Origin of the sequence: Sphingobacterium lactis, from assembly GCF_011046555.1 — a bacterium.
GTDB classification, from domain to species: domain Bacteria; phylum Bacteroidota; class Bacteroidia; order Sphingobacteriales; family Sphingobacteriaceae; genus Sphingobacterium; species Sphingobacterium lactis.
This window is the reverse complement of the sequence record NZ_CP049246.1, coordinates 3,594,992-3,609,275: the sequence shown is the minus strand read 5'-3', so window position 1 is coordinate 3,609,275 and position 14,284 is coordinate 3,594,992. Positions and strand designations below refer to the sequence as shown.

At 46.3% G+C, this 14,284-nt stretch carries 8 protein-coding genes; all 8 read left to right on the top strand.

Translation table 11 applies throughout. From position 1 onward, the window contains the following. The first annotated feature begins 15 nt into the window (after positions 1-15). The 8 genes from G6N79_RS15775 (at position 16) to G6N79_RS15740 (ending at position 14,253) form a co-directional block, all read left to right on the top strand. Entirely contained in the window at positions 16-411 is a 396-nt protein-coding gene (locus tag G6N79_RS15775) for a hypothetical protein (protein WP_146060612.1), read from the top strand. Between the two features lie 162 nt (positions 412-573). Beyond that, complete coding sequence (locus tag G6N79_RS15770) at positions 574-1,923, top strand: TolC family protein (RefSeq protein WP_164527218.1); 1,350 nt, start codon at positions 574-576, stop codon at positions 1,921-1,923. Positions 1,924-1,932: 9 nt separating this feature from the next. Further along, entirely contained in the window at positions 1,933-5,088 is a 3,156-nt protein-coding gene (locus G6N79_RS15765; protein ID WP_103906161.1) for an efflux RND transporter permease subunit, read from the top strand. Position 5,089: 1 nt separating this feature from the next. After that, positions 5,090-6,175 (top strand): efflux RND transporter periplasmic adaptor subunit, encoded by a 1,086-nt coding sequence (locus tag G6N79_RS15760; protein ID WP_103906160.1) that lies wholly within the window; start codon positions 5,090-5,092, stop codon positions 6,173-6,175. Positions 6,176-6,202: 27 nt separating this feature from the next. Beyond that, complete coding sequence (locus G6N79_RS15755) at positions 6,203-6,766, top strand: TlpA family protein disulfide reductase (RefSeq protein ID WP_160003712.1); 564 nt, start codon at positions 6,203-6,205, stop codon at positions 6,764-6,766. A gap of 1,300 nt (positions 6,767-8,066) precedes the next feature. Beyond that, positions 8,067-9,215, top strand: coding sequence for an Sb-PDE family phosphodiesterase (locus G6N79_RS15750; protein ID WP_103906157.1), 1,149 nt, complete (start codon positions 8,067-8,069; stop codon positions 9,213-9,215). Positions 9,216-9,232: 17 nt separating this feature from the next. Continuing rightward, positions 9,233-12,493, top strand: coding sequence for a SusC/RagA family TonB-linked outer membrane protein (locus G6N79_RS15745; RefSeq protein ID WP_200818783.1), 3,261 nt, complete (start codon positions 9,233-9,235; stop codon positions 12,491-12,493). A gap of 11 nt (positions 12,494-12,504) precedes the next feature. Next, the gene (locus G6N79_RS15740; protein WP_103906156.1) at positions 12,505-14,253 is read left to right on the top strand and encodes a RagB/SusD family nutrient uptake outer membrane protein; all 1,749 of its coding nucleotides are present in this window, start codon (positions 12,505-12,507) and stop codon (positions 14,251-14,253) included. Positions 14,254-14,284: the final 31 nt, after the last annotated feature.

Below are 14,284 nucleotides of genomic sequence, written 5' to 3'. Positions count from 1 at the left end.
ATTGTTAATATGCTTATGAGAACAAATATTTTACACCAACAAATGCCCATCCTTGCGAGAATGCTGGGGATTATCCTTTTGTTCGTGTTAACGTCTTGTCCGATTAAGGCATCCATTAAACAGAATCTTAACCAAGATTTCAAAACAGAGACCAAAAGTAACAAGGCTATCCGCTCGGACAGCACGGTAGGTTATCCTACCGAGGATTGTAGTGTCGCTCAGGAAACCATGAAAACATCTTTTGATGTCCACACAAATGATTTCCAACCGCTACCTGCCATCCAGCTTTATGCTCTTGCCTTAATCCTACTCGTCTTCCTCCCTCGGGAAGAGCGTGTTTTGGTGCATTGGAATGTTCCTGAACAGGCATCCAATGACCTCCTCTTACAGACCAGTCGTCTGAATTTATAGCCATCCTACCATTCGATAGGATTGCCTTATTCGGGCAGTCCCAATTTTTGTCCCTTCAATATGCATATGTATTTGGATTGGATATCCATATCCTATATGCTGTTCGCATGGGGAAAACTGATTTATCATTAAAAATATCATTCGTAAAAGAACTGTATGAATATGAGATTGATAAGCCTATTGGTTCTGTGCTGTATCCTTGGATCAATGAAGGTTCAAGCACAGAAGCTTCAGCACCTTTGGGATAAAACTGCACAGTATTATAAGGGCTTTAACATTCGGGATCAAGCTGTCAAATTGGCTAAGCAAGATTCCATAGCTGCCCAGATCAAATATAAACCTATTCTTCAAGCGCAGCTGCAACAGGGCCTCAGCTCCGTTGCAGGAACATCAGGAGCATTTCTGCCCCTTCCTGGCGTGATCAATATCTCTGCCGGGGCCAATTTGGAGGGAAGCTCTTCAACATTCAACCATTTCCTTTCCGGAACCATGCAATGGGATATCCTTAATTTTGGTAGGAAGGGATTGGATATGGCAATTTCCAGTACGGCCATTGCACAGGCGCGTCTGGATCAGGAAGTCTTCCAGCTGGATATTCAGCAACAATTGAGCACACGGTATATTGAATACCTCTATTATCAGACACTTAAGGAATGGTTTGCGCGGCATGCTGGTCGTTATCATTCCGTTCTAACCATTACACGTGGCCTAGCGAAAGGGGGCCTTGTACCGGGAGCAGATTCCTTATTGGCATCCTCTTCCCTGAAGCATGTCCAAAGTGCCCTGCTCCAGGTTGACGGAAAGGCGCAGGGGATCAAGTACCTGATCAAGGAGCTCAGCAACACGGAAATGGCAGAGGCTGCCAATGGTGTAGAATCACCATTTATGACCCTTATGGGACCGGAGGAAACGGAGTTGGCGATTCATCCCTTACTCAAAATGAAGGAGCAGGATGCGGAAAGCCTCGATCTATTGCACAAGCGAAAAGCCAGAGAGGTCCTCCCACGGGTGCAATTGCTCGGCGGGCTTTCCAACCGCAGTTCGGGCATCTCCAATATGGGGTATGTTTCAGGAGCCTATGGCGATGTGTACAGTGATTTTGCCAACAATTATTTTGTGGGTGTTGGGGCGACCTGGAACCTCCAAGACCTGTTCCGCTCAAAAGTGGATCGGGAGAAAATCGCCTTGCAGCTGCAGGACAATCGCCATGAACAGGAGTTGCTGACAAATGAGCTCACAGCGAAACAGCAGCAGTTAAAAGCAGAATTGCAAGCCTCGGAGCGCGGTATTGCCGAATCAAAACAGAGTATGGATGAAGCCCATGCCGCCTTCTCGCTTTACAGAACACGGTATGAAGGTGGACTGATCAGTCTTTCTGACCTATTGCAGGTGCAGGAAATTCTGCTGAAGACCGAACATGAACATCTGATGGCCTACCTGAACTATTGGCAACTGATGATCAAGCTAAGTTATCAGCAAGCAGATTTTAACCCGCTTTTCAATCATTTTTAATCCGATCCGATGAATTTAATACGATTTGCCCTTAGACGACCGATAGCCATCATTATGGTAATCCTGGCGATTGCCTATTTCTCATGGCCGGTCATCAAGAAAATTAAAGTAGATATCTTCCCGGAGATCGAGTCTCCGGCATTTTATATTGCCATGCCCTACGGTGGACTTTCTCCCGCGTACATGGATGGCTTTATGGCCAATGAATTCCAAAAAGTGTTGCTCTTTGTGAATGGCGTCAAGCAGTTGGACTTCAAGAGCGTTCAAGGAATGACCTTGATGAAGCTGACCTTTTACCCTGGGACGGATATGTCACAGGCTGCTGGGGAAATCAGCATGCAGGTTTCCCGGGCGATGGGCTTTTTGCCTCCGGGGGCCGTGCCGCCCATGGTAGTGCGGTTCGATGCCAGCTCCTTACCGGTAGGGCAATTGCTGTTCGACAGCGAAAAACATTCCGTTGTCGAATTGCAGACCATGGCCCTGACAAAAATCCGACCCATGTTCGTGAATATCCCAGGGATAACAGCGCCAGCGCCATTCGGTGGAAACATGCGCAGCTTGGTCGTGAATATAGACCCGCAGCGCATGAAAGCGGCAGGACTTTCTCCAGAGGAAGTGACAATCGCAATCACCAAAAATTCAGTCCCTTCGCCTGCAGGAAATGTACGCATTGGGGATACGAACTTCATGGCACCCATGAACTCCATATCTTCCGGTGTGGATGAGTTTCTGCAGACACCCATTAAGGATGTCAATGGCCGAACCATCTTCGTCGGAGATGTTGCCACCGTGATGGATGCTGCCGATCAAACGGTAGGATATGCCTTGATCAATGGGAAACGGTCGGTATACCTCCCGATTATCAAAAAGCCTGATGCTTCCACATTGGAGGCAGTTTCCAACCTGAAATCGGCATTGCCTATGTTGGAAAGTCTACTTCCGGGAGAGGTGCGCATCAGTTATGCATTTGACCAATCGGTCTATATCTCTCGGTCGCTCTCCAACCTGATCTTTGAAGGTGCCTTGGGCGCTCTACTTACGGGGTTGATGGTTTTTTTCTTCCTGCGGGACCCTCGAGGCGCACTTATCGTTATCCTGACCATTCCCATTGCGATACTGACCGCTGTCATCACCCTACATCTGTTTGGTCAGAGCATTAACATCATGACCCTCTCGGGCTTGGCGCTCTCCATTGGTATATTGGTCGACGAAGCGACAGTTACCATCGAGAATATCCATCAGCACATGGAATTGGGCAAGAAAAAATCGCGTGCTATATTGGATGCGCTATTGGAAATCTCAGCCCCCAAATTATTGATCTTGCTGAGTATTCTCGCCGTTTTGACGCCTGCTTTGATGATGGAAGGTATCCCTAGGGATATGTTTATGCCATTATCTATGGCCGTGGCCTTTGCCATGATAGCCTCATTTATTTCTTCCCAAACTTTTGTGCCAATTATGGCCAATTGGATTATGAAAATGAAGAAACATTCGGTTGGTAAGTACAAACGGAACTTTATGGATAAGGTCAATGTGAAATATACCTATAAGCTGCGCAGTTTCCTACAACGGTCCGGGATGATTATCGGACTGTACGTTCTGGTTGCTTTCGGTGTGGTGGCGCTTGGTCTTTCCGTCCTTGGAACCGATATTATGCCGCGATCCGAAGGTGGAGATTTCCAGATTCGCCTCCGGATGCCGGAGGGTACCCGATTGGAAAAAACAGAAGCAACGATGAAGGCGATAACAAACAGCCTCATGGCCGATTTGCCTGAAAATAGCCTGAAGATCTCCTCCGCTTTTATGGGGATGCATCCTTCGGCGAACCCTATCAATACGATCTTTCTCTTGACGAGTTCGACAGGGGAAGGGGTGCTGCAGTTGTCCATGGATAAAAAGAAGCTGGGGATGAAATCCGACGCCTTCAAAAAGTATGTCCGGGATCATATTCAAAAACACTATCCAGATGTCCGAATCAATTTTGAACCCATGGAATTAATGGAAAAGATTATCGGTCAGGGTGCCATGACTCCCGTTGAAGTGAAAGTGAGTGCCGCGCAATTGAAGACCGCCCAGGCACATGCCGAAAAAATAAAGAAGGAATTGGCGAAGCACGACTTTCTGCAAGATGTGCAGATTGCTGAACCGCTGAACTATCCGACCATCGATATCAAGATTGATCGACGCCGCCTAGCAGCATTTGGTCTGACAGTACAGGAGGTCTCGCGAAATATCTCGACCACCACTTCTTCCAGTAGATTTACCGATAAGAATCTGTGGGTGGATCCCAAATCAGGATTGGTCTTTCAGGTGCAGGTCCAAGTTCCTGAAAATATGACCCAATCCCTGCAGGATATTAAATCCATGCCTATCCGTAAGGGTTCCGCAACACCTGTATTGGAGGATGTGGCAACAATTACGGCGGGCGAGGTGCCCGCACAGGTTAACCGTAGAGGACCCAACCGATACGTCAGCATTATTGCTGATGTGTATGAGAAGGACCTCGGGACAGCAAATAAGGCGGTCGATGCGGCCATCAAGCAAGCCGGGGAAGCGCCGAAAGGAACGCGGATTTGGAAGGAGGGGAACCTGACCCTATTGGAAGAAACATTGGATGGATTGCTCTCGGGGCTCTCGATTGCTATTGTCGTTATCTTCTTTATGATGTCGGCCTATTACCAATCCGTAAGGGTGAGCCTGGTGATCCTTTCCGTGGTACCTGCGGTTATTGCGGGTAGTTCCATGATGATCTGGTTGGGCGGTAGTACATTGAACCTGCAATCCTATATGGGAATCATTATGTCCATTGGGGTGTCGGTTTCCAATGCTGTCCTGTTAATCAATCAGGCAGAATGGTACCGTAAGAATCTACACCTTCCGGCGTCACAATCGGCATTGCTAGCGGCCAAATCCCGGTTCCGGCCGATCCTGATGACAGCATTGGCCATGTTGGCGGGGATGACCCCGATGGCGTTGGGAATGGGTGACGGTGGTGAACAGATTGCCCCACTTGGACAGGCCGTAATCGGTGGCCTGATCAGTTCCACAGTAACAACATTATTAATTGTTCCATTGATATTCGGTTCCATGATGAAGAAAGCCAAATATGGCGACCCTTCCTTAGATCCCGAAGATGTAAACAGTAGATATTATCAAGAAAATTAAGATGAAAATAATAGGTATGGTTGGCTTGGTTGTCTTCTTGGCAGGATGCCAAGCAACAAGTGAAGAAAATAAAGAGGCTAAAGTATCCTCAGCCAAACAGGCAGTTTCAGTTTCGGTTGTCCATGCGATCGAACAGCAACCCGTTTATAAACTGAAGCTGCCGGGAGAGCTTCATCCATATGAATCCGTGGATGTCTTTGCGAAGGTTAAAGGTTTTGTACGCAAAATTCATGTAGATGTGGGTTCGAAGGTCCGCAAGGGGCAGGTGTTGGCTGTTCTGGAAGCACCTGAAATGGATTTACAGAGCACGGTAGATGGGGCTAGGTCCCAGCAGTTGGGTGCGAATTATGAGGTTAGCCGACGTCGCTACGAACGGTTGAGAAAAGTGAAGCAGGAGAGCCCGGGCGCAGTTTCTGAATTGGAATATGAACAAGCCTACGGGGCCATGCTGCGGGACAGTTCGGCCTTGCTGGAAGGGCGATTTTCCCACCGAAAAACAAATCAACTCCGTGAATACTTGATCGTTCGCGCGCCTTTTTCTGGTGTGATCACGGAACGTAATTTTTCGATAGGCGCCCTCATTGGTGATTCAGGTGTTCCGTTTTTTAAATTGGTGGATAATGATCGACTCAAGTTAAAGGTTGTCGTTCCGGAGGTGCATGCGCAATCCGTTTCCGACAGTACCCAAGCGGAATTTAGTGTGCTTAGCAATCCGACTAAGGTTTTCCATGCCAAATTGCTGCACAACGCCCAGGTCATCGACCCACTGAACAGTGCGCTGGCCTTGGAGTTCGATGTGCCTAATCATGCGGATGAGCTCAACGGAGGGGATTATACAGAGGTTAATTTGCAGCTTAAACGGAATCGACCGACCCTATTCGTGCCAAAAAGTAGTATAATCAATGCGCAAGCAGGTGTTTTTGTGCTGCGCTTGGTTCAGCAGCAGGTTGAACGGGTGCCTGTCAAACTTGGACAATCTCAGGATGAGTTGCAGGAAATATTTGGTGACCTTTCCCCGAATGATTCGTTGGTGCTGAAAGCTTCTGAAGAATTGGCCAATGGCCAAAAAGTAAATGTGGTAAAATAAAAGGAATAAAAAACAGTTATGATGAGTATGCAAAGTATAGTGAGTTTAGTATTGTTGGCAATAACAGTTGTTGGTTGTCAGCCCGGGAATTCGAAGGAAACCGTAGAGCAGGTTCCCGTGGAATCAAATGAAGAAGTATCTTCGGCCAACATGGTCGGAGAGGGGCAAGCGATGGAAGCCAGTTTCAAGAATATTCGCGGGGAAAGTGTTTCGCTGGCGGATCTGAAGGGGAAGGTTGTCGTCATGAACTTTTGGGCCACATGGTGTCCGCCCTGTATTGCCGAAATGCCTTCGCTGCAGGAATTGCATGAGGAGCTAAAAGGAGAGGAGAACATTGTATTTATGGCGATCGATGTCGATGGGGATATCGATCGGGCCGCACAGTTTATGGCCAAAAAGAAATATACCCTGCCGTTGTACACGATCGATTCGCAATTGCCTGCAGAATTAATGAGCAATTCTATTCCCATGACGGTTATTTTGGCAAAAAATGGGGATATCGTCGGAAAACAAGTTGGCATGATGGATTTTAAATCCGAAAAATTAAAGAAAGGTTTGATTGAATTGACGAAAGAGAATAATAACGAATAGGTTGGCGGAATTGGTGGGGACATGCTGTAGGCATAAGAGATCCCACCGCCCAGCGTTTTCCGCAAATCAGTACTAGGAAACATTTTTCCATTTTGCGCCATGCAACCCCGGAGGGGGGGGCATGGCAAACCCTTGGGTAGAAATTATAGGCTCTTTTTTGGCCTAAAAAATGCCAAAGGCACAAGAGATCAACCACACTGCCCAACCGCACAACTCTTGCGCCAGGGGGTTTTGGTTTGGAAAAAAAATGGGTGAGGTAGGGGGATGGAAGTGAAGCGCTTGGCGCTTCACTTCCATCCCCCTACCTCACTTAAACACCCTAAAACGCATGCTGGGGCACGGTTTGTATGGGTTGGTTTTGTTTGATTATAAAATAGTTACACCCCTCTGGGGTTGCATGAGTTTGATCCAACATGCTCTAAAATAGTTACACCCCTCTGGGGTTGCATGGCGGATATTTGTCCGGAGGTGTCATTTATTTAATTATAGCATGGCATATGGCATGACGGATTTGGTGCTTAAACCAATTTCCGAGGTACAAATAATCCAAGCCATCTTCCTTACCATCCAAGACATATGAAGATATAAACAATTTAAATTGGTTTATAACACGCTATCCAACCCCGAAGGGGTGTCACTATTTTAGCTCACAAATTGGAATGCGAAATAACCCCAGAGGGGTGTAACCATAAGATTTTGCCAAAGGCACAAGAGATCCACCACACTGCCCAACCGCACAACTCTTGCGCCAGCTTGTTGGTGGTCTGCTGCCTAAACATGGCATCTGCAGAAAAATTCCACGCTAAACATCCTACCACACAACCCTTGTCCCTCCAGAAAAGAAACCCTACCATCCTTCCCCGTGCTCTACAAAAAAATCCATTATTAAAACTAATTTAACATTCCTGAATCCGATCTCAAAAAGACTAATTATTGATATTTTAATTCGTATAGAATAATTGAATTTCTTAAATCTTTACAATTTGTTTTTGAAAAATTAACGAATTTCTGTTGGGTGTTTAAACTTTGTTTGTTTCAATAAATATCGTGATAGGGTCAATGTTTTATTTTCTGTTTTTACATGTTGTGAAATTCAGGGGTTTTTAAAACAATTATGTTGTTGGATTTCATGTACTTCCGTATTTATTTTAAGTGAATATTCCTGTTTTTAAAATATTGATTTTTGTTTATTTTTAATTTCTAAAACTTAAAATATGTTAATTTTTTAACAATAAACGCTTAATATTTCCTTAATAAACCTTGGCTAATTTTGTTGCCATAATACTCAACCCATAAACAAATGAAGATTAAACTAACCATTTTAAGTGCCTTTTTATTGTCCGTATCCGGATTGCAGGCACAGACTGACAACGGCGTAATGCGTTTGGAGGAATTTGCTTACCCCGTGAAAAGAAACAACCTAAATATTCCCAATGTGAATGGTTTTCAAGTGCTGAAATGTGACTTCCATATGCATACTGTATTCACTGACGGTCATGTTTGGCCGAATGTCCGTGTGCAGGAAGCTTGGCGCGAAGGGTTGGATGCGATTTCCTTTACGGAGCACATGGAATACAATCCACACAAAGATGATGTCAAGGTGGATCACAACCGATCACATGATCTTGCCGTTAACCTGGCGAAAGAGAATAACATTGTCTTGGTGAAAGGAACAGAAGTTACCCGCCAAACGCCTCCAGGGCACTTCAATGCTCTTTTTATCGAGGATGCAAATACATTGGTTTCAGATAATGATCCCAAGATGGATCAGGAAGCAATTGATCGTGTATATCAACAAAAAGCCTTTATCTTCTGGAATCATCCAGGATGGCAGGTAAATAAAATTCCGGGTTCCTATGAATGGATTGACTTCGTAGAAAAACAGTACAAGGATAAAAAATTGCATGGTATAGAGGTGGTCAACGGTTTGGGATTTCATAAAAAGGCTTTGGATTGGGCGTTGGATAGAAACTTAACGATCATTGGCAATACGGACATCCACAACTTGATCGCCAATTCTTATGATATTGAACGTGAAGGGGTACATCGTACCATGACCTTAGTGATGGCAAAAGATCGTAGCGCTGCTGGCATTCGGGAAGCCCTAGATGTAGGACGTACGGTGGCTTGGTCCAGCAATTACCTGTTTGGGAAGGAAGAAAACGTACGGGATCTGATGAATGCCTGTGTAAGCGTTTCTCCAGCGTATTTCGAAAAAACGAATGCGAAAACCAAGGAAGTAACCAAATATTATGAAGTGAAGAACAACAGCGACCTGTATTTCGAATTGGAATTGAAAACTGGAAAAGGAACCAAAAAACTGGTGCTCTACCCAGAATCCACACAGATCCTTACGGCAGATGCAGGGCAGTCCGTCCTGAGTTATGATGTCGTATCGACCTACATCCGAAGTGATAAGCACCTAACATTTGATATCAACCTAAAATAAGCTTCTAGCTTACCCATATGAAAACATATTTACCAATATTTCTATTGGCAGGGACGCTTTTGTCTCTGCCCATGGATACCCATGCTTCAAATTTGCGGATTGAATTGATGCATGCTGCGGAAATGCAGCAGACAATTTCCGGAAAAGTAGTCGATGGATCGGGAAATCCGATTGAAAGTGCAACGGTAACCATTCAAGGTTCCAACCGTGCCACAGCAACGGATAAAAACGGACAGTTTACACTGGAATCCTCCAAATCCGATATCACTTTGGTGGTATCTTATGTTGGCTTTACGACAAAGACTCATAAGGTGGAAGGCGATCCAAACGCCATTGTCATCCAATTGGATAACAAGAACGATCTGGATGAGGTTGTCGTTGTCGGATATGGCACGCAGAAGAAAGCCAACTTGACGGGGGCCGTGTCGCAGATCAGTTCCGAAGCATTGGAAAACCGCCCGGCATCCAGCCTGAGCAGGATGTTGCAGGGCCAGCTTCCCAACTTGAACCTGGTCATGGCTGATGGAAGCCCAACTAGGAGTGCAACATTCAATGTGCGGGGGACTACCTCCATAGGTGCCGGCGGTAGTGCGCTGGTGCTGATCGATGGGGTGGAAGGAAATCCGGATATGCTGAATCCGAACGATATCGAAAGTGTAACGGTTTTAAAGGATGCTTCCTCGGCAGCCATTTACGGTTCACGAGCTGCCTTCGGGGTGGTCCTGATCACCACGAAAACACCAAAATCTGGCCGAACACTGGTAACAGTAAGTTCCAATCTGTCGTTCAACAACCGGACGGTGGAACCTAAGTTGGTGACGAATGGCTATGAATGGGCGAAGAATTTCAATGATGCATTCAATGCGTGGTACGATTATAAATCAACACCAATTTCCGTAAATAACATCTACCCATTTTCACTGGAATATCTAGAGTCTCTGCGTCAATATGCTGAAAACCCAACCGGTGAAGAGGCTGTTTTCAATCCAGCAAAAAACCGGTACGAATATTTCGGAAGTACAGATTGGTATAATATGGTCTACCGCGACAATATGCCGAGTACAGAACAGGCCATGAGTATCTCCGGAGGTGGCGAGAAAGCATCCTATTACCTGTCTGGACGATACTTTTACCAAGATGGTTTGTTCAATTACAACTCCGATAAATTCAACAAATACAACGTCCGTGGTAAGGGCGAGGTAAAGGTGACGGATTGGTTGACTTTCCAGAACAACATGGAATTGAGTACCTACGATTACCATTACCCGATGTTCGCCGACGGTGATGGCAATATCTGGCGCCAGTTTGAGCACCAGGGATTCCCGATGGCGGTCATCTACAATCCGGATGGAACCTATACCCATTCCGCAGCCTATACGGGGATAGCTTCCTTTATCGAAGGTAGCAATGCTTCCGATCTGAACAACACGGTCTTGCGCAATACAGCTGGTGTGATCGTGAAGCCCGTTGCTGGTTTAACCTTGAAAGGGGATCTAACTTATTCCCGGACCTGGCAGGATGAAACAAGAACCAACAACTACATCAATTTCAGCAACAGCCCGGGTGTGATCGATCGTTTCGGACGCAGCCTCTTGCGCGAGCTTGGTGAGCGGACGAAATATATTGCTGGTAATATCACAGCGAGTTACTCCAAAAAATTTGCTGATAAGCATGATTTCAATGCACTCTTGGGATATAACGTCGAATCACAAACGTTCAAGAAGTTGAATGCACAGCGCGACGGTATCATCATGCCGGAAAAACCGGATTTCAACCTGATGGACGGTCTGAATTATAACATTACCGGTGGTGGTGAGGAATGGGCATATATCGGACTTTTCTACCGTGTGAATTATGCTTACGACAACAAATACCTTTTCGAGGTCAATGGCCGTTATGATGGTTCTTCGAAATTCCCGGAAAATCAACGCTATGGATTCTTCCCTTCTGTTTCCGGTGGATGGGTTGTTTCCAATGAAACCTTCTTTGCGCCTGTGAAAAACACGGTGAGCAACCTCAAATTCCGTGCATCTTATGGTTCACTTGGAAATGGAAACATCAATCCATACCGTTATATGGAGCAGATGGGTGTTGCCAAAACAGGTGTTATCCTGAATGGGGTGCAGCCTAGCTATACTTCACTTCCTGCGGTTATTCCAGATGGCCTGACCTGGGAGAAATCAACGACCTTCAACGCAGGTGTGGACCTGGGCTTCTTCGGAAATTCCTTGAACTTTACCTTCGATTGGTATAACCGGATGACCTATGATATGTTCACCCTCGGAGAACCATTGCCGAATGTATTCGGTGCTGCTGTGCCGTCCGGTAATTACGCCGATATGTCCACCAAAGGCTGGGAATTGACAGTAAACTACAACAACCAATTTGAGTTGGCAGGCAAACCGTTCAACTGGGGTATCAACGGGTCCCTATGGGATAGCAGATCCCACATCACCAGATTCAACAATCCGAAATTCAAACTTTCCAGCTACTACGTTGGTCAGGAAATCGGAGAAATCTGGGGATACCAAACGCTTGGTTTCTTTACTTCCGAGGAGGAGATTGCGAATCATGCAGACCAATCCTTCATCAAAAACTCCAACAACAATGTTTGGTTGCCAGGAGACCTGAAATTCGCTGACCTACCTGATGCCTCCGGAAAAACGGATGGGGTTATCAATGCCGGCGATAATACAGTGAACAACCCTGGAGACCGTCGTGTCATCGGTAATAAATCACCGCGCTACCAATTTGGTTTTAACCTATCGGGGCGTTGGAATGGTATCGGTGTGTCGGCATTCTTCCAAGGGGTCGGAAAACGTGACTATTATTTCAGTCCTGAAGCTGGTCTATTCTATGGCCCATACAACCGTCCGTATGGCTATCAACCGACCAAGATGATGGAAAATATATGGACCGAAGAGAATCCGGATGCGTATTTCCCTAGGTATAGAGGTTATACCGCATTGGGGACAGATCGTTCACTGGGGGCACCGCAGACGCGCTACCTACAGGATATCTCGTACCTGCGCCTGAAAACCCTGACGGTGGATTATTCGTTCCCGCAACGGTGGGTGGAGAAAACAAAACTGGGAAGCATCCAGGTATTTGCGACAGCGCAGAACCTCTTTACCTTCTCCAATTTATTCAAGCATACGGACAACTTTGACCCAGAGGTTATCGAGAAGCCACTCGGGGAGTTGACCAACGGGTCGGGTGAAGGCTATGCCTATCCGATGCTGAAAACGACAACCTTTGGTGTAAACATTTCATTCTAAATCGCGCAACCATGAAATTCATAACATATAGTATATTGGGTCTGGCAGCCCTGGCAATGACGTCCTGCAGCAAGGACTTCCTGGACCGCCAACCTTTCGATAAATTAACGCCGAATACATTTTTTGCAACCGAGACGGACCTGCAACTCTATTCGAATTCTTTCTACCAACAATTTATACCGTCTGCTCTTGCCATTGTGCAGGCCGATGAAATGGGGGAGTATACCTCCAAGAACAATTCGCCGACCTTTATCGCGGGAAACTTTTCACCTGTCGATCAGGGTGTGTGGTCCTGGACAAAATTGAGGAATATAAACTATTTCCTCAGTAAATACGATAATCCGGCTATTCCAGAGGAAGCGCGGAAACACTATTCGGGTGTGGCGCGGTTCTTCAGGGCCATGTTCTACTTCGATATGGTGCAGACCTATGGGGATGTACCTTGGTATGGGAAGCCATTGGCACCGGATGACAAAGAAGGATTGTACAAGGGACGTGATAAACGCGCCGTGGTGATGGATTCGGTGTTGGCGGATTTGAATTATGCGGTCGCCAATATCCGGAACAAAAAGGATAATTCATCATCCATGATCACCAAATGGGTGGCCTTGGGCTTGAAATCCAGAGTGTGCCTCTTCGAAGGAACCTATCGAAAATACCATACGCAATTGGGTCTGCAGAGCTCCTCCGAAAAATGGCTGACGGAATCCATGAATGCTTCCAAGGAGCTTATGGATGCCAAACAGTATAGTCTATATAGCACAGGTTCACCGAATTCCGATTACCGCACGCTATTTACCAGCGAAAACCCAGTGAATACGGAGGTGATGTGGGCAAACGTATACAACAATGCCCTGAAGCGTTGGCATGAAGTAACCTGGAAATTCAATTCTGCCACTTTCGGTGCACGATGGGGATTGAATAAGCAATTCGTGAATACCTATCTGAACAAGGATGGCAGCCGTTTTACCGATAAGCCAGGATATGATGAAATTCTTTTCGTAGACGAGATGAAAGACAGAGATCCGCGCCTGAGCCAGACCATCCGTGGATTGGGTTACAAGCGGTCCGATGGTTCGGCGGCTCCCGCCAACTTTGGCTATACCTTCACCGGATATCACCTGTTGAAATTCAGCTTGGATGACAAGCGCTTAGATGGTATTACCGAGAGCTACAACTCCGTAACGATGATGCGTTATGCGGAGATCCTCTTGAATTATGCTGAAGCGACAGCGGAATTGGGGAAAATGGATGCCGGTATTTGGGATCAGACCATTGGCGCATTGCGGAAACGTGCTGGCGTAAATGCCGCAGTTCCTGCAACATTGGACACGTATCTGCAACAGGTTTACTTCCCGGAAGTTTCGGATAAATTCCTGATGGAAGTACGTAGGGAGCGAGGCATTGAGTTGGTGTACGAAGGGCTGCGTTATCAGGATCTGATGCGATGGAGAAAAGGTAAGCTCTTGGAGATGCCATGGAAAGGTATCTATGTGCCGGCGATGGATCGCGAGATGGATCTGGATGGCAATGGTACCCCAGATGTATCTTTTGTCACCAAGACGCCTGCAAGCCCAAAAGCCGGAGTTGTGTATTACGTGGTAGATGGAAAAGCGGCTAAACTCTCCGAAGGAACAAAAGGCCACATTATCTGGCGTGCGGATGAAAACAGAAAATTTGAGGATAAAAAATACCTTAGACCTATAGCAAATGAAGATTTGGTGCTGAACGAACTTCTGGGCCAGAACCCAGGTTGGTAAATCGCCATAGTGAAAAAAGAGAAGTCGCCCA